The following is a 15712-nucleotide window of genomic DNA, read 5'->3' as shown; positions in this document are numbered from 1 at the left end:
GGAGCATGATCCCGAAAAATGGAAACCGGTTTTCGGACACATGCTCAATCGAAAGAATGCGATGCGGAATCCATGCACGTGTGTGGATTCCGCGCTTCGGGTGCGCAGAGTAGCTTACGAGAGCACCTCGAACAGGCCTGCCGCGCCCATGCCGCCGCCAACGCACATGGTAACCACGGCGTACTTGGCCTTGCGCCGGCGCCCTTCGATCAGAGCATGGCCGGCGAGGCGCGCGCCCGACATGCCATAGGGATGGCCGACCGCGATGGCGCCGCCGTCGACGTTGAGTTTCTCCGGATCGATGCCGAGCTTGTCGCGGCAATAGATCACCTGCACCGCGAATGCCTCATTCAACTCCCAGAGATCGATGTCTCCCACCGTGAGGCCGTGACGCTTGAGCAGGCGCGGAGCCGCGAACACCGGGCCGATGCCCATTTCATCGGGCTCGCAGCCCGCGGCGACGAAACCGCGGAAGATGCCAAGTGGTTTCAGCCCGCGCCTCGACGCCTCCTTGTCGCTCATGATCACGCTGGCGCTGGCGCCATCCGATAACTGGCTGGCGTTGCCGGCTGTGATCGTGAAGCCTTCGCCGCGGACCGGCTTGAGCCCGGTGAGACCTTCAGCGGTCGTATCAGGACGCGGACCTTCGTCCTGCGACAGCGTCACGTCCTTGAACGTGACCTCCTTGGTCTGCTTGTCGACGATCGCCATTCTTGTGGAGATCGGCGCCAACTCGTCCTTGAATCTGCCGGCCTGCTGCGCGGCCGCCGTGCGGCGCTGGCTTTCCAGCGCGTATTCATCCTGCGCCTCGCGCGAGATACCGTAGCGCTTCGCCACCACTTCCGCGGTGTCGATCATGGGCATGTAGACTTCGCCTTTGATCGCGAGAAGCGCGGGATCTTGCGCGTGAAAGGTATTGGCGTGCTCGTTCTGCACCAGACTGATCGATTCGCCGCCGCCGCCGACCGCGATTCCGACGCCGTCGAACAGGACCGAGCGCGCGGCGAGAGCGATTGCCTGAAGGCCCGAGGCGCATTGGCGGTCGATGGTGGTGCCGGCCACGGTTACGGGGAGCCCGGCGCGAAGCAGCGCCTTGCGGGCGATGTTGCCGCCTGTGGTACCCTGCTGCATGGCGACACCCATCACCACGTCCTCGATCTCCATGGGATCAACTTTGGCGCGAGTAACGGCTTCTCCGATAGCATGGCCGAGCAGGGTCGCGCCTTCAGTGGCATTGAGGGCGCCGCGATAGGCCTTGCCGATCGGCGTGCGGGCGGTGGAAACAATCACGGCTTCGGTCATCGGCGGTCCCCTGGCAAAATTCGGGTTCATTCTGATCTGACGCGTTGTCTTCAGGCGAACCGGTATTCATCCTCGGGTCAAGCCCGAAGACACGCTTCCCTCAGAAACGCTTCTGACCTGATTAGAACACCGCCGCCAGATCCCGCGCACCCGGCTTCGCGCTGTTGCTGTCCATCCGGGCGTCGGTGACCGCGAGCAGCTTCGCCACCGTGTCGTGACGGATCGCCACCGGATTGCGTTCGTAGCCCTGACGCTGGAAAAAATTCGCTGTCGGGACGCGTTCGCGCATTGCCGGCGGCATCGTCACCATGTCGAGGCCGGTGCCGTCACCGGTGAGATTCATCATCTCCAGTTCGGCGGCGGTCAGCGGACGAGCGTAGCCCTTGTTGCGTGCGAAGATGATCGAGGTCAGAAGCTTGTGGGTCTGCAACAGCGGACCGACATCGATATCCAGCACCAGCGCATGGATCGCCCAGCCTTTCGGCGTGTCGGCAAGCTTCTCGTGCGCGCTCCAGGTATCGGGCATCGAGTGTGCGTAGGCGACCATCCGCTTGATCGCCGCGATCTTGCGCTCCATCGCGGCGCGCTGCGGTCCTGACAACCGCGCCGCTTTCTCCCCAAGCGCACGCAGGATGTCATCGCCTTGCTCGGCGAGAAGTTCGACGCTGTTGGTGGTGAGCAACTGGTTATAGCCAATCGCGGTGGAGATGGCGCGGGATCCCGGTCGGGACGTGCTGAGACCCGATTGCATGTCGTGATTGCCGTTGCCGCCGGTCTCGAACGAATAGACCCGAACCGCCTGCTCTTTCGTCAGGCCGTAGGCTTGCGCCACCCTCGCATATGCGCGCTTGAAATCGATTTCGGTTCTGGGCCGCTGCGGCGCGAACTGGAACTGCTCCGCCGCAGCCTTCAGGAAGTCGGCAACGACGGGAATGTGTTTGCGCTGCCGCGGCGAACGCTCCTCTTCCGGCTCCGGATTGATGGGACGTGGCGGTCCCTCGTAGAGCGGAGGCCGGGCCAGCACGTAGTCGTCGAGCGTGACAGGCTGGTGGCTGCGCCGCTTGGCACTACGAATACGTCTCTTGTCGGCAATCGCGTTCCAGTAGGCGCCCGCCTCCTGCTCGAAAGCAGCGCGGGCCTCCTGATACGCGTTCAGCTTGCGGCGGTAATCCGCAATTGCGGCCGGGGCCGCGGCCTGCGCCATCGCGTCGGCTGGCGTCGCGGGAGCCGCCACGCCCTGGGAAACGTCGGCGAGCGGCGCAAGCAACAATGCGCCCACGACGATTTGGTGACAACGACGAATCACTCGGCTCCGCATCGCACCTGTGTAGCAAGCCCTCGACAGATGTCAGCCGCCAATCGGTCACCCCCGCCGCCGGAACGCTCTCAAGGGCTTGGAGAGCGGAACATCGTTGCGGTCACGGTTGTGGAACCGGGCGCGTTCCGATAGCTTCCGCGCACTCGATCCCTGCCCTTAAGAGTCCGAATTCACTGCGTTGAATTAAGCTCTGCTATATTTTCTTCCACCGAACATGATCTTGTCCGAAAACCGGATTTGACGCGTTTTCTTCACGCGAACCGGATTCCACTTCGCTCGAAAACGCTATAGACACGAAACGCATGTCAGGCCGCCCCAAACTCGTACTCGCCTCCGGTTCGCCGCGACGGCTTAGCCTCCTCAACCAGGCAGGCATCGAACCCGACGCGCTGCGGCCTGTCGACATTGACGAGACGCCGACAAAAGGGGAGCTTCCACGCGCCTGCGCTAATCGTCTTGCTCGCGCCAAGGCTGATGCCGCCTTGAGAGCGTTGCAGCTCGACGACGAACTCCGCGGCTCGTTCATTCTGGCGGCCGATACCGTTGTCGCAGTCGGCCGCCGCATCCTGCCCAAGGCCGACCTGGTCGATGAGGCCTCCCAGTGCCTGCGGCTGCTCTCGGGCCGCAATCATCGCGTCTACACCGCGGTATGCCTCGTGACGCCGAAGGAAAACTTTCGTCAGCGGCTGGTCGAAACGCGTGTTCGCTTCAAACGACTGACCGAGGAAGACATTCGAGCCTACGTCGGTTCAGGCGAATGGCGAGGCAAGGCAGGCGGCTACGCGGTTCAGGGCATCGCCGGTTCGTTCGTGGTCAAGCTGGTGGGCTCCTATACCAATGTGGTCGGATTGCCACTCAATGAGTCGATTGCGCTACTCGGCGGCGAGGAATTTCCGATCCGCGCCGGCTGGTTGAATGCCGGTTAGGAAACCGGCCGGTGGTCTGCCCCCTGAAAAGTGGTCCTCCCTGACTTAGGCTATTCGCCGTTAGAAAGGATTTGGAATGCCCCAGAAGAAGCACAAGGCGGAAGAGATCGTCGCGAAGCTGCGCCAGGTCGATGTTTTGTTGGCGCAAGGTCGATCAGTTGGCGAAGCGGTTCACCGAACGGAATCGCGAGCTTTTGACCTACGACTTTGGCCCTCAGATCGCTAGGGATGCCTGCGCTGCACGAAATAGGCAACTCGCGAACTTTTCCGCTTCATAGGACGGACCACCCGAAACAGCATTGTTGCGCACCCTTGTTAGGCAGTCGGGCAAGCGCAACACTCTGATAGGGCTTAACTTATTGAAGGGATAGATGTCTTCAATGAAATGGTGCCAGGGGCGGAGCCGCATAAAGGACGTAAGCGATTGATCGTGAATCGCTTTTATTTCGTTCAAATAAACCGATACCAACATCGATACCAACAGTGCCTCGCAGCGAGCGCCGCAAGTACGATGATGCTGCCGCAAGCGATTCGACGACAAAATGACTCAGACCTCCAAGGGGGAGGGAGGGCTCCCCCTACCCCGCGAACGGGTCATTGAGCCGTAACGCCCACCGTGGCCGAAAAATCTGGGCGGTGGTCGAAAATTTCACTTAGCATGCGCGCTAATTTCCACGGTTTACCCAGTCGTCGAACCTCGACCTCTCCCGTAACCCGGTGCAGACATCCTCATCGACCGCCGCTATGATGCCTTGGGGCAGGCTGCTACCCCGGCCGTGTCGGGATTGAGCGTTGAGTTAACTTGCTGAGTTAACACGATTTTTTCAAATCCAAGCACTGGATTTGGCACCTCGGTCCTGCGGTTGAAATGCACCGGGGCAAGACCGCATGGACGACAATACCGCACAACAGGCTAAGACGCTTGCCAGCTTCGTCTGGCAGATCGCCGAAATCCTGCGAGGCGACTTCAAACAATCCGAGTACGGCAAGGTTATCCTGCCGTTCGTCGTCCTGCGACGGCTGGATTGCATTCTTGAGCCATCCAAAGACGCGGTTCTCGCGGCTCACGCTTCCCTTCCGAAGGGCATCGACGAACAGACCCGCGAGATGATGCTCTATGCCGCCATTGGCGGCGGCATCCGTGTCTACAATAAAAGCCCGCTCACCTTCGCGAAGATCAGGTCGCAGAACCCGACGGACGCGCATAAGAATCTCATCGCCTACATCACCGACTTCTCGGATTCGATTCGCGATGTTTTCCTCGACAAGTTTCTCTTTACCGATCAACTGAAGCGGCTCAACGAAGCCTCGATCCTGTGGAAGGTGTTCGAGCAGTTCGCGACCCTCGACCTGCGGCCTCAGTCGGTCACGACGTTGGCGATGGGCTACCTGTTCGAAGACCTGATCCGCCGCTTTTCGGAAATCTCAAACGAGACGGCGGGCGAGCATTTCACGCCGCGCGAGGTCATCCGCCTTATCGTCGATCTTCTGCTGGTCAACGACGTGCAAGCCCTGACCGGCAAGGGAATTATCCGGCAAGTATACGATCCGGCATGTGGCACGGGCGGCATGTTGGCGCTCGCGGAAGAAGGAATGCGCGACCTCAACCCGGATGTCCGGGTTGAGCTTTTCGGGCAAGAACTCAACGGCGAGTCCTTCGGCATCTGTATGTCCGACATGCTGGTCACCGGGCACGATCCGGAGAACATCGCCTTCGGCAACACGCTGACCCACGACGCCCACAATGGCCGGCAGTTTCACTACATGTTGTCGAACCCGCCCTAAGACGTGGACTGGAAGAAATATCAGGAGCCGATCAAGGAGGAAGCCCAGACCAAAGGCACGCAGGGCCGCTTCGGCGCGGGCTTGCCTCGCATCTCGGATGGCCAGCTTCTTTTTCTTCAGCACATGATTTCCAAAATGCGGACGGACGAAGTCGGTTCGCGCATCGGCATCGTCATGAACGGCTCGCCGCTCTTCACGGGCGGAGCCGGATCGGGCGAAAGCGAAATCCGGCGCTGGATGCTCGAAACGATTGGATTGACCGGACAGACTTTCCGGCACGCCGAGCGCCAATATCGCTATGACCGCGCCCCGGCCAACGAGCCGTTGCTGACATTCAAGCGCGGCGCGCTGGTCCACTTCGCCGTGGATCAGGACAACGTGTCCATGACCACCCGCCTTCAGAACGGCAAGACCCGCTTTCTCCCGTTCAATCGCGGCAACAGCGGCGGGGCCGGAAACCCCGACATCAAGAACGAGTTTCGCGTCGCTTACCTTTGGGCCGACCAGCCGGAAGGCAAGGCTATCTTCTCGCGGGACATCTTGCTCGACATCATAGGGCGGTTTGTCCACCTCGACATCAGCGAGGGAAGGAAGCGCTGATTTTTCCGCGCTTCCACCAGATCGACGCCGTCCTCAAAATGGTTGCGCACGCCCGCGCGAACGGCAGCGGCAAGAATTATCTAATCCAGCATTCGGCGGGATCGGGAAAGTCCAACACCATTGCATGGACCGCGCATCGGCTGATTACCTTGCACGACGAGGCCGACGAGCCGGTCTTCGACACGGCCATTGTCGTCACGGATCGCGTGGTCCTCGACCGCCAGCTTCAAGGCACGATCGCGCAATTCGAACAAACGCCCGGCGTCGTCCGCAAGATCGACGGCACCTCCCGGCAACTGAAAGCTGCTATCGAGGGACAGGCGAAGATTGTCATCACAACGATTCAAAAATTTTCGACGGAGCACCTTCGCGTTATCACCGGGCAGGGCAACCGGCGCTTTGCCGTGTTGATTGACGAGGCGCACAGATCGCAGTCGGGCAGCCGTGCATCAAGATCGAACCGATTGTGCGAATTGAGCAACGGCAATAGCGGTGGCGCCGACGCACCACGCAGATCAAGGATCTCGTCATAGGACCCGCATGATCGTAGCGGGAGACGGCGCTACCGACCGAAAGCACAACCTCGAAGGTCCGCCGCTCGGCGTTCCACGACGATACCCGGATCGGTGCTTCGCGGGTCAGCATATTGGCCACGTCACTCGGCAGGTTGCGAGTCAGCATCGCGATCGTCCTTCTTGCGATTGTTCGTGAACGTGAGGCCAAGCGTTTCTGCGCGCGCCTTGTCGGCGGCGATCTCTGCGTCGAGCGCTTCGATATCGACGCCGCGGCTGGTGACTGCCTCGCGGCGCGACATCAACCCGCCCGCGATAGCATCGAGCTCGGCCTCAACGTCCTTCTTGGAATCGACCCACTGCTGTTTCGGGGCGATGAACTTGACCGGCAAGGCCGTCGATACTTCGCCTCTGACGCGAGCGGACAGCACTTCGATGGCCGCCCAGCGCCGCCACACCGGCCGCAATGCTTGAAAAGCGATGACACCGTGCTGCAGCGCTTCGGTACGTCGCCGCCATTCGATAAGGCCGGCGCGAATGCTGGAGTAGTTCACTGCCGACAAGTCGCCAGTGAGCACCGACGCCGGCAATCAAAGCCCGACCGCAATCTCCCGTTCGGTGATCTTGGCGAAGTCTATCACCTCGTCTCCGATGCCGGCCGGAGTCGAGAATTTCACATCCTGTTGCGGGTCAAGGAATTTGATCGTGCCGGGCTCGAGGCCGCCGACCAAGTTACCACCTGTATCCGGCGCACCCTCAAACGGCGCCCCGCCGCCGTCCATCGTCGTGACGAATGCTGTAAGCATCGCCGCCACCTTCTGGCGAACAAGCTGCGCATCGCGCCAGCTATCGAGGTCCGCCAGGCGTAGTAGCACCGGCGCAAACCAGCTGATGCCGCGCACCTGTCCCGGTGCCTCCGGTCGGAAAAGGTGGATGACGCTTCCGCAGGCACGCGTCGCGGCGTCAGTGCGAAATGCGCGAAGGGCATTCCCGGCCGTTCCGGCAGAATATGGTAGGCAACGCGCGCCCCTTGTGCATCGAATTCGATGCCCTGGACGATCCGGCCGCCGCCGGTCAGTTCGCGATTGAGCGATGGATCGACCTGCTCTGCGTCAATGACACGAATCCGCAGACCGACGGCGGTGCTGATCAGCAATGCGAAAGATTCACCGTCAATCACCATGCGGCGCACCATGAGCGTTTGAAGACCATAAAAGTCTGTCAACCCATCCGCGTCGGCGTCATCAGTCCATGTTTCGAACGATAGGTTGAGCGCTTGCCGGACGGACTGATCTCGGTGCGAGGATTGCGGCTTGATGCCGGTGCCAACGAGGGCAGACACCCACGCTTCCACACCGGAAGCCGCCAGTGCATTGTTGCTGGCGAGGTACCGCGCCCGGCGCGCTAATGGTCCACGCGCCGCATGCATGGCGGCCAGCGTCGCCGGCATATCAGGATGACCGCGCCAGCGCCGGCCGCCGGCGGCCCCGTCGTACCCGAATGAACGGGTTACGATCGCACGAAGCATGCGCTGCAGGGATAAAGGGATCACTGCGCCGCCGCCCTACGGTTGGTCAGACCGAACACCGTTCGCACCGCGGAGGCACCGGGCAAGACTTTGTTGATCCATAGACGTCACCGGTCTAGATCCGGGTGACGCGATCGCCTTGTCGGGGGGACCATGGAAGCAATCGTCTGTCCAAGGAGAGATGCGGCGGCGTCACAGTAACCATTAACGCGGCGCCGACATCGCGAATGGCGCCGCGAGCGCGTGGAAAAGTCGACTCGGACGGCGAAGTCAGGATACCTGCGACGGAAAATGAGGGCCTCGTCTCGTCGGCAATCTTTGGAGAACAAACGTCGCTGGCAGCTTTCATGGCGGCGAGCTCGAACACCTCGCCGAAGATTTGGTCTAGCGAGGCTGACGCTATAGCGGCGGCGAGTTGGAATGGCGACGACATCAACTTTCCTGCGGCGGCTAACTAAACTTTTAGCTCGCTCGTCAGGTGCGCGCTGAAAGCATTGCGCCGCAAGGGTTTCCGGTGTTCGACCGAATTTTAGTTTTTCTGACGTTTGCCTATGTTTTCCAATGATGGATGCAACCTTGGTTATCCACACTCACGACGCGGCACGCCAAGGCCTCATCGAGCGTCACGCGCGAATTGTTCTTCATCGGAACAATAAGTTCATCAGGACTATCTGACGCTGCCGGATGCTGGAATGAACGAGAGTCATGCATAAACAGCATACACCGGCATTTTCTGCGCTTCGCATTTAGCTATCAATTTTACTGTAGCGAAATCTCGGGGGGACGTATCCCCGCAGGCCGAACCAATACGGAAGGACCCAAGAATGTTGGCTCCGGACGCGCAGCGGGCCGATGGTCAGACCGCACGACACGGCATAGCCTTGACCTCTAAAGCCGCGCGGTAGTTTTCTGATAGTTAGGAGATTGAGCTCCGCTGGCCGCACCATGACCAGTCGCGAATGTATCAAAGGCCAGCCCCGGACGTCCCTCTGCAAGGCCCCTTGCGGCACATCCCTCGGCGGAAACGTTTCTGCTTTGTTGCTTCTTGTCTTCGACGCGCTCACCAAATCCATCGAATTGGACCCACTCCCGCCATACCACGGCCGTGCTCGACCATGTTCGATCCAAGTCAGCCATTCGCGCGAGATAACCTTGACGACGTTCGGCGCGTTTCGATCTCGGGCAAGACGAACCTCCTCGATACGAAGATGCCCAAGACGCCGCGCTTCATGCAGCGTCGTCTGCACCGTGGTCCGACAGACGCCAGCTCTCGACGCAATCGTGCCGATCGGTAGCTTGCAAACGTCTCTGCTCTTCACTTCGCCCGCAATGACGCAAAGCACAGCGGTTTGCCCTTGCGTGTATGCGCAGCGGAGCTGCGGCGGCAGCACGTTCGAACCACCGAGTAGTCGCCGGCGGTCGCGTGCGGCCTGACGCTCCGGTGCGCGGGGGCGCTGGCGTGGGACCGATCTATGGGCGCGCCGCTTCGCGGCCGCTACTCTCGGCGCATCCGGAATGCTGTCTGGATCGACACCGTGCGCCGCACAAAGGGCGAGGAAGTCCGCTGACGGTTTGGCGAGCGCGCTCATCGCTCATCCTCATCATCGATCAGACCCGCATCCTGCGCACCGCTCAACGCGAGCAACAACGCCGTTGCAAGCGGCGCCAGGTGCTTCACCGAAACCGTCAGGCCTGTCCGGCTCGGTTTCAAAACCTCGCCGTCGCGATACCACACGCGAATGCCAAGGATGTGCCGACCATTGTATTGGTCAAGCTCAACCCGAATCACCTCGCGCCTGTTACGGTCCCATTGAGAAATGAGGCGCGGAAAGCTGCCGGCCGCATCCCCTTGTTCCACGTTTTGCTTTTGCGAGCTAACCCCTTGATTAGCTTGAGGGGTGTTGTCGGGGGTTTTGCCCCTAACTTCTTGTGCAGGTTGAGAACCGTTGAGCTTCCCAAGCTGCATGCATACGAGGGTTCGATTCCCTTCGCCCGCTCCAACGTCGTCCGGCTGTCTCCTGTCGCGCGACCGTGCGCTTCCGGCACCCAAGGATTAAGGCGCGATCGTCAGCCTGGCTTTCATATTGGGATGGAAGCGGCAGTAGTAGTCGATCATTCCCGCCTTTTTCAGAACGAGCTTGACGGTTTTGTTCGGCGGCAGCGTCACGTCCCAGTCGCCGTTTCGCGCCGTCGCGGTATGTGCGAAGATGTCCTCGTTGACCCATTCGACGGTGTCGCCGACCTTGGCCTCCGTCTCGACTGGCATGAAAGCGAGATCCTGCATCGAAACTCGAACCGTCGCCGCGCGGGCCACGGCGGATAGTCCCAAGGTCGCGACCCCCATGCCTACGATACTCAGGGCTGCGATTCCCAAGGCTGCGACAATCGGGAGATATCCGTCCGGCTTCATGGTGCGCCCTACTTCAGTTCGGCCGCGACTTGTTCGGCATGTTGCTCGTGGCCCTGGAAGATCTTCAGCCCGGTTTGCAACAGACTCTTCAGCTCGGCATTGCTGGCCGACGGAATGAGCAGGGTTTCGAGCGCGTCGTCGACCGCCTTGTGATAGGCGACCTCGTTGTCGACATAGGCCTTGTCGAACGTGGCACCCTTCAGCTTCGACAGCTCCTGGAGTTTGGCGGCGGCGTTCTTGGACAGCGTGCGGCTGGTGTCGTTATCCTCGGGCGTGACCTTGAGCTTCTTGACCAGCGCGAGTGCCTTGTCGTTCACCGCCTCATGATCGCGCACCATATCGCTAGCGAAAGCCTTCACCTCCTTATTGTTGGATTTCTTCAGCGCCTGCCTTGCAGCGGTGACATCGATGACGCCGGCGGTGTAGGCGATATGCGCGATCTGCGGATCGGTGGGTTTCGCGCCCTGCGCGAAGGCACCGCTGCTCAGCAGTGCTGCGGCGGCGATCGCTGTGCTCAGTCGAACGAACATTCTTGATACTCCTGTGACGCCGCGATTCGAAAATCGCCGGACGTTTTGTTGCGACACACAGGATTGGATGTGGCCCCGCGGAACAAGTTCCCGAATTATTTGGTCAGACCAAGCCGGCCGAGAACCGCATCGGTGAGACGCGCACAGCGTTTGCCGGCGAAGGGAAAGGCCTCCATCAAAACCGGGCCGACTTTCTTTTCCACGTTCGCGCGCAACATCGCGCGGGCACGATGAAGCCGCGTCTTCACGGTTTCCGGCTTGAGATCGAGGATCTCAGCGGTTTCCTCCACATTCATTCCCTCGATCACGCGAGTGATGAAGACAATGCGGAACGCCTCTGGCAATTCGTCAACCGCCTGCTCGACGACATGCTGTATTTCGCGCTGGGCCATGGTTTTTTCGGGGTCATCGGAAACGGCGGACACGGGAAACTGGATGATCTGAGCGTTCAGCACACCCGGCTCCAACGTGGTCCAGTCGACGGTGGGACGCAGGCGTCGCCTCCGGCCAAGCGCCTCGTTGATGGCGATGCGCGCCAGCCAGGTCGCGAGACGGGAGTCGCCACGAAAGCTCTCAAGATGCGTGAAGGCACGAACGTAGGTTTCCTGCACGACGTCCTCGGCCTCGCTGTCGTTGCGCAGGATGCCACGCGCGATCCGGTAGAGCTTGCGATTGTTCGCCTGCATGATGGCGCGGATCGCGCCTTCGTCGCGCGCACGAGCGCGGCGAACCAGTTCCAAATCGTTGTCGCCGGGGCCGACAACCAGCCGGGACTGAACCTGTTGCATGTCGCATCACTCCGGATCTCAGGATACTTCACCGTTAGAGGAATAGATGCGGCAAAGTCGGCCAGGTTCCCGGCTTTGGTTTGTTAACCATAATTCCGCTGTTCCGATGAATCGTCCCGTTCGAGCGGCGTGGGAAAAAGCGGATACCGGTTTTGCGTCGGTATCCGAGCAAATTGATCAAGCATTTCTTCACGCGAACCGGGTTCTCCTTAAGCCAACACGCTCCGGCAAGTGCAGCGCGTCGGCAACACTGAATTCGAATCTTATTTGAGCGATCAAGGCGATCTGGACAAAACGCCGATCTCACCAGAGGCTACGGACTTGGAGTCGCGCAAAGATCACCGCCGATTCGAAATCGACACGGGGCAGATGATGAGGGTCGTGACGGGATTGCTTGCAGCGATATTCCTGCTGGGACATGTTGCTGCAAGTCATGCCGTGGTTCGGATCGGAGAGGATCGGGGCGGCCGGATCGGAACCTATCTTGATAAATATGAGGCCGTTCGCAATTCTGGTCAGTCCGTTGTCATCGACGGTCTATGTGCATCAGCTTGCACCATCGTTCTCGGTACGGTCCCGCATGACAAGATTTGCGTGACGTCCCACGCTGCTCTCGGGTTTCATGCCGCTTGGGATCTCGGATCGAACGGCCGCGCCGTCACCAATTCCGAGGCGACCCTTATGCTGTATTCGATGTACCCTTCCGCAATCCAGCGCTGGATCAAAGAGCGCGGTGGTTTGACGCGGCGCATGATCTTCCTGCGTGGCCGCCAACTCGCTGACATGTATCGTCCATGCTACCTTGACGCGCAGGCGTCGTCGGCGCGCTGATCTGACATTGCCGATTCATCGTCAAAATTGGCCAATTCATCACCACGTGATCGCACCCGGTTGCGCTTGCCTTAAGGGCGGGACTGGCCTTATCTGAAGCCTCGCCGTGTCGGCAGGGCGCTGTGGGCGCTACGGAACCGCTGGGGTCTTCGAGACGCACGCTTCCGGCCTCGCCGTCCGCTTCCATAGCGTTTTCGAGCGAAGTGGTGACCTGTTCGCGTGAAGAAAACGCGTCAAAACAACAATCTAGAGCTTCGCCTCTGATTCGTCAGAAGCGAAAATGCTCTAGGCTTTTCCGTAAGTTACGAAGGCTTGCTAGCGAAGACGCGGCCTTCGGAAGGCGCGACACCAAGGATAACCGATGTCAAATAGAGTAGCCCGTCCGCTGATCCTGTTTGCGGCCTTCGCCGGTAGTCTCGTCGTCGGTCTCACGGTGGTGCTGTGGCTGCTCGGCGGTCTTGCCGACACACGCACCGCAGCGACGGTCGGCGGTGGCCCATTCAAACTGACCGACCAGACCGGTCAGACTGTCACCGAAAAGAACATGGTCGGCCGGCCGACGATTATCTTCTTCGGCTATACTCACTGTCCCGACGTCTGTCCGACCTCGCTGTTCGAGATGTCGGAGGTGTTGCGGGCGATGGGGCCGGACGCCGACCGCATCAACGCCTATTTCGTCACGGTCGATCCGGAACGCGATACGCAGGAAACGATGGCAAGCTATCTTTCCAGCTTCGATCCACATCTGAAAGGCTTGACCGGCGATCCGGCGGCTGTCCAGAAAGCCCTGTCCGCCTTTCGGGTTTACGCAAAAAAAGTCCCGCTGAAGGATGGTGCCTATTCGATGGATCACACGGCGCTGATCTATCTGATGGATCGCGAGGGCCGCTTCGTCTCGCCGTTCGATCTCAAACGTTCGGCTGAAGCGGCCGCCGCCGATCTCAAGCGTTATCTGTAGCGCTGCCACCGTTGCGCCGCCGTGTCGCGGAGGACGGGCGTTCGCGAGGCGGCAGCTGATCGGATTTGCGGGGAAAGGCCATGCTCGGTCTTTTCCCATTTATACGGTTCGCTCAGCAGTTGATACAGCGCGCGCCACGCCGCAATCGAAAGACAGGCCCAATAGATCGGCGTCAACACCAGGATCCAGCCCTGACGCAACTGCCCGCGCCGCGCGAGGCCCATCAGGCCGACCACGATCGTGGAGACGAACCCGGCAGCGATTGTAGTCAGATGCAGCGGCGTGACCGCGCCCGTGGCAAATCCACCGCTGATGACGCCGGCATCCGCCAGCAAGCGCAACGTCATATCGACGACGAGGATCGGAAAGGTCAGCGCCGTCAGCACGTTGCCCCCAATGATGGCATTCAGCGTGAAAAACCCCTTTGCACCCGCATCCCTCCATAACCGCTGGGGCCGGCGCATATGCACGCTCCAGGTCTGCATCCAACCCTTCATCCAACGCGAGCGCTGACGCAACCATCCGCCGAAACGCGCCGGCGCCTCCTCGAAAGTCGTCGACGCGAAGGTGGTCGATCGATAGCCGAAGCGCGCCAGCCGAAAGCCGAGATCGGCATCCTCGGTGACGTTATAGGCATCCCAGGCGCCAACCTCGCGAAGGACCGCGGTGCGAAAGTGCGGTATTAGGTAGCAAACTCACCAAGCAGGGGATGGTCTAGCGAGGCGCGTTTTGCGACGTTTCGGCCTATGTCCGACTCCATCCGACTTGCCCGAACCGATACCTACGAGCACACCATCTCCGGCTTGCTCAAAAAGCGCGCCGATCTGTTCAACGAAGCCGCGCGCATCCGCGACCGGATGGCGGAGATTAAGAACGACATTGGCGCATTGGATCGGGTGTTAGGGACGCTCGGATATACCGGCGATCTAGACGCCGAAATGCCGCGCCAGAAGCGGCAAGTCCTGTTCGGGCGCGGTGAGCTGACGCGGGCGATCTTGGATGAATTGAGAGACGCCCCGCGACCACTCGGAAGCCGGGAGATAGCTCAAGAGATTGTTGCGCTCAGTGGTCAGGATGCGCGGGACCGTAAGTGCGTCACGGACCTGACAAGACGGGTGAGTAAGGCGTTGCGGGTACTTAAAGAGACCGGCGCGGTGCGGTCAGCAGTAGATTCCAAGCGCAATTTAGCTTGGTCGTTACGATTGTCACAATCAGCGTATGTCCCTGCATCATCTATCTAATTTTTAGGCAACAATTCGAATCCGTGCGCAGATTCAATGGTTTATACGTCTCACGTGTGGACTTTTTGCCACTCAACGCCTAAGTAGGGTGATCCGAGGATCGATAATGCCCAATCTTTCGATGGCGGTTGCAAACGAGTTTCTTCGGAAGCCGGGAGGCATCGGCGTATTGACGCAGATGCAGCTCCAAAAACTTACGTACATTTCTCATGGTTGGAATCTTGCTCTGAACGGAGCGAGGCTAGTCACCGACGAGTTGCAAGCGTGGGATTATGGCCCTGTGTTCCCGATGCTTTATGAGCACGCAAAGTTCTTCGGTAAATCCCCTATCGGACGGCTGATTACTGACCGAGACAACAACAAAGTTTCTTTTTTTATTGGTAAGAACGAAGAACACGCGTCGCCTTATGCGGCGGTTCTAACGCCACAAGAACGAGAAATAATTGATAGGGTGTGGGACAGGTACAGCAGATATTCGGCATTTAGTCTTTCGGATATGACACATAAGCCGGGGACGCCTTGGTACGAGACTTATTTTGGCCCGGGGAAAAATTCCGAGATCACTGACGACTTGGTTCGTCAACATTATCTAACGTTGGCGAATAGTGCCCCAATCGCAGCCGCCGGATAGTAAACTTTCGCCATCTGTGATTTCCGACGCACCGGATTCAGTCCAGCCGTCGGGAAGCGACGTTATTCCGCCAATACCAGCTAATCATCCAATCTGGAGATTGGTTTCCGATCTACAGGTTGAGAACGAGTCCCTTCAGGCGGACAATGCTAGATTAACGGCGGAGACTGACGTCGATTCAATCAAAGCAAGGCTTATGCGCCCCCTAGCATTTGGGACTTTAGGTTTTGTATTTTTTTTCTCGTTTTGTGCCTTTGCGATTATCGTGTGTGACGGCTTCAAGGCAGGTGGGTTCAGTTTACCGGACAGTGTTTTGAAGTTGCTTGTCGGGAGTACGTTCGTGGCAGTCATC

17 protein-coding genes and 1 pseudogene are annotated in these 15712 nt (G+C 59.6%); 9 read left to right on the top strand and 9 right to left on the bottom strand.

Going from position 1 to position 15712, the window contains the following annotated elements; translation table 11 throughout:
* Positions 1-114: 114 nt before the first annotated feature.
* Together ACZ5IL_RS01925 and ACZ5IL_RS01920 are read right to left on the bottom strand one after the other, a co-directional pair.
* Positions 115-1302 (bottom strand): acetyl-CoA C-acyltransferase, encoded by a 1188-nt coding sequence (locus tag ACZ5IL_RS01925; RefSeq protein ID WP_464594823.1) that lies wholly within the window; start codon positions 1300-1302, stop codon positions 115-117.
* Positions 1303-1423: 121 nt separating this feature from the next.
* Positions 1424-2620 carry a hypothetical protein gene (locus tag ACZ5IL_RS01920; protein ID WP_464594821.1) on the bottom strand — a complete coding sequence of 399 codons (1197 nt, stop codon included), beginning with the start codon at positions 2618-2620 and terminating at the stop codon, positions 1424-1426.
* A 302-nt stretch (positions 2621-2922) separates the two neighbouring features.
* On the opposite strand from ACZ5IL_RS01920, the gene ACZ5IL_RS01915 reads away from it, so the two are divergent.
* From ACZ5IL_RS01915 to ACZ5IL_RS01895, 5 genes are all read left to right on the top strand, one after another.
* Complete coding sequence (locus ACZ5IL_RS01915) at positions 2923-3546, top strand: Maf-like protein (RefSeq protein WP_464594819.1); 624 nt, start codon at positions 2923-2925, stop codon at positions 3544-3546.
* A gap of 76 nt (positions 3547-3622) precedes the next feature.
* Positions 3623-3772 carry a hypothetical protein gene (locus ACZ5IL_RS01910; protein WP_464596991.1) on the top strand — a complete coding sequence of 50 codons (150 nt, stop codon included), beginning with the start codon at positions 3623-3625 and terminating at the stop codon, positions 3770-3772.
* A 662-nt stretch (positions 3773-4434) separates the two neighbouring features.
* On the top strand, positions 4435-5331 hold the full coding sequence (locus ACZ5IL_RS01905; protein ID WP_464594818.1) for a type I restriction-modification system subunit M: 897 nt from the start codon (positions 4435-4437) through the stop codon (positions 5329-5331).
* Between the two features lie 3 nt (positions 5332-5334).
* Positions 5335-5931: a hypothetical protein gene (locus tag ACZ5IL_RS01900; protein WP_464594817.1), complete on the top strand. Its 597-nt coding sequence runs from the start codon at positions 5335-5337 to the stop codon at positions 5929-5931.
* Between the two features lie 38 nt (positions 5932-5969).
* Positions 5970-6464: a DEAD/DEAH box helicase family protein gene (locus tag ACZ5IL_RS01895; protein ID WP_464594815.1), complete on the top strand. Its 495-nt coding sequence runs from the start codon at positions 5970-5972 to the stop codon at positions 6462-6464.
* A 122-nt stretch (positions 6465-6586) separates the two neighbouring features.
* Here ACZ5IL_RS01895 and ACZ5IL_RS01890 read toward each other — a convergent pair whose 3' ends face one another.
* From ACZ5IL_RS01890 to ACZ5IL_RS01865, 6 genes and pseudogenes are all read right to left on the bottom strand, one after another.
* Positions 6587-7021, bottom strand: coding sequence for a hypothetical protein (locus ACZ5IL_RS01890; protein WP_464594813.1), 435 nt, complete (start codon positions 7019-7021; stop codon positions 6587-6589).
* 12 nt (positions 7022-7033) lie between these two features.
* Positions 7034-7872, bottom strand: a pseudogene (locus tag ACZ5IL_RS01885) (phage portal protein).
* 1684 nt (positions 7873-9556) lie between these two features.
* Positions 9557-9937 carry a PC4/YdbC family ssDNA-binding protein gene (locus ACZ5IL_RS01880; RefSeq protein WP_464594812.1) on the bottom strand — a complete coding sequence of 127 codons (381 nt, stop codon included), beginning with the start codon at positions 9935-9937 and terminating at the stop codon, positions 9557-9559.
* Positions 9938-10024: 87 nt separating this feature from the next.
* Positions 10025-10315: a cupredoxin domain-containing protein gene (locus ACZ5IL_RS01875; RefSeq protein WP_464596977.1), complete on the bottom strand. Its 291-nt coding sequence runs from the start codon at positions 10313-10315 to the stop codon at positions 10025-10027.
* Positions 10316-10389: 74 nt separating this feature from the next.
* Positions 10390-10911, bottom strand: a complete 522-nt coding sequence (locus ACZ5IL_RS01870; RefSeq protein WP_464594811.1) for a DUF4142 domain-containing protein — start codon at positions 10909-10911, stop codon at positions 10390-10392.
* A gap of 95 nt (positions 10912-11006) precedes the next feature.
* Positions 11007-11699: an RNA polymerase sigma factor gene (locus ACZ5IL_RS01865; protein WP_464594809.1), complete on the bottom strand. Its 693-nt coding sequence runs from the start codon at positions 11697-11699 to the stop codon at positions 11007-11009.
* A gap of 372 nt (positions 11700-12071) precedes the next feature.
* On the opposite strand from ACZ5IL_RS01865, the gene ACZ5IL_RS01860 reads away from it, so the two are divergent.
* Both ACZ5IL_RS01860 and ACZ5IL_RS01855 read left to right on the top strand, forming a co-directional pair.
* Entirely contained in the window at positions 12072-12530 is a 459-nt protein-coding gene (locus ACZ5IL_RS01860) for a hypothetical protein (RefSeq protein ID WP_464594807.1), read from the top strand.
* A 361-nt stretch (positions 12531-12891) separates the two neighbouring features.
* The gene (locus ACZ5IL_RS01855) at positions 12892-13488 is read left to right on the top strand and encodes an SCO family protein (protein WP_464594806.1); all 597 of its coding nucleotides are present in this window, start codon (positions 12892-12894) and stop codon (positions 13486-13488) included.
* Here ACZ5IL_RS01855 and ACZ5IL_RS01850 read toward each other — a convergent pair.
* Positions 13479-14171 (bottom strand): glycosyltransferase family 2 protein, encoded by a 693-nt coding sequence (locus ACZ5IL_RS01850; RefSeq protein WP_464596976.1) that lies wholly within the window; start codon positions 14169-14171, stop codon positions 13479-13481. The genes ACZ5IL_RS01855 and ACZ5IL_RS01850 overlap by 10 nt on opposite strands.
* A 63-nt stretch (positions 14172-14234) precedes the next feature.
* Here ACZ5IL_RS01850 and ACZ5IL_RS01845 point away from each other — a divergent pair, with 63 nt between their 5' ends.
* Both ACZ5IL_RS01845 and ACZ5IL_RS01840 read left to right on the top strand, forming a co-directional pair.
* Positions 14235-14729, top strand: a complete 495-nt coding sequence (locus ACZ5IL_RS01845) for a hypothetical protein (RefSeq protein WP_464594804.1) — start codon at positions 14235-14237, stop codon at positions 14727-14729.
* A 106-nt stretch (positions 14730-14835) separates the two neighbouring features.
* Positions 14836-15360 (top strand): Panacea domain-containing protein, encoded by a 525-nt coding sequence (locus ACZ5IL_RS01840; RefSeq protein ID WP_464594803.1) that lies wholly within the window; start codon positions 14836-14838, stop codon positions 15358-15360.
* The last annotated feature ends 352 nt before the right edge of the window (positions 15361-15712 follow it).

This window comes from Nitrobacter sp. CN101 (genome assembly GCF_055390255.1).
This window is presented reverse-complemented; position numbering and strand designations above follow the sequence as displayed.

What these genes read in the sequence shown, in the direction of transcription:
- ACZ5IL_RS01855 (WP_464594806.1), top strand. Translation starts at nt 12,892, where the DNA reads ATGTCAAATAGAGTAGCCCGTCCGCTGATCCTGTTTGCGGCCTTCGCC.
- ACZ5IL_RS01920 (WP_464594821.1), bottom strand. Translation starts at nt 2,620, where the DNA reads ATGCGGAGCCGAGTGATTCGTCGTTGTCACCAAATCGTCGTGGGCGCA.
- ACZ5IL_RS01865 (WP_464594809.1), bottom strand. Translation starts at nt 11,699, where the DNA reads ATGCAACAGGTTCAGTCCCGGCTGGTTGTCGGCCCCGGCGACAACGAT.
- ACZ5IL_RS01875 (WP_464596977.1), bottom strand. Translation starts at nt 10,315, where the DNA reads ATGGGGGTCGCGACCTTGGGACTATCCGCCGTGGCCCGCGCGGCGACG.
- ACZ5IL_RS01905 (WP_464594818.1), top strand. Translation starts at nt 4,435, where the DNA reads ATGGACGACAATACCGCACAACAGGCTAAGACGCTTGCCAGCTTCGTC.
- ACZ5IL_RS01860 (WP_464594807.1), top strand. Translation starts at nt 12,072, where the DNA reads ATGAGGGTCGTGACGGGATTGCTTGCAGCGATATTCCTGCTGGGACAT.
- ACZ5IL_RS01895 (WP_464594815.1), top strand. Translation starts at nt 5,970, where the DNA reads ATGGTTGCGCACGCCCGCGCGAACGGCAGCGGCAAGAATTATCTAATC.
- ACZ5IL_RS01910 (WP_464596991.1), top strand. Translation starts at nt 3,623, where the DNA reads ATGCCCCAGAAGAAGCACAAGGCGGAAGAGATCGTCGCGAAGCTGCGC.
- ACZ5IL_RS01915 (WP_464594819.1), top strand. Translation starts at nt 2,923, where the DNA reads ATGTCAGGCCGCCCCAAACTCGTACTCGCCTCCGGTTCGCCGCGACGG.
- ACZ5IL_RS01840 (WP_464594803.1), top strand. Translation starts at nt 14,836, where the DNA reads ATGCCCAATCTTTCGATGGCGGTTGCAAACGAGTTTCTTCGGAAGCCG.
- ACZ5IL_RS01880 (WP_464594812.1), bottom strand. Translation starts at nt 9,937, where the DNA reads ATGCAGCTTGGGAAGCTCAACGGTTCTCAACCTGCACAAGAAGTTAGG.
- ACZ5IL_RS01925 (WP_464594823.1), bottom strand. Translation starts at nt 1,302, where the DNA reads ATGACCGAAGCCGTGATTGTTTCCACCGCCCGCACGCCGATCGGCAAG.
- ACZ5IL_RS01845 (WP_464594804.1), top strand. Translation starts at nt 14,235, where the DNA reads ATGTCCGACTCCATCCGACTTGCCCGAACCGATACCTACGAGCACACC.
- ACZ5IL_RS01870 (WP_464594811.1), bottom strand. Translation starts at nt 10,911, where the DNA reads ATGTTCGTTCGACTGAGCACAGCGATCGCCGCCGCAGCACTGCTGAGC.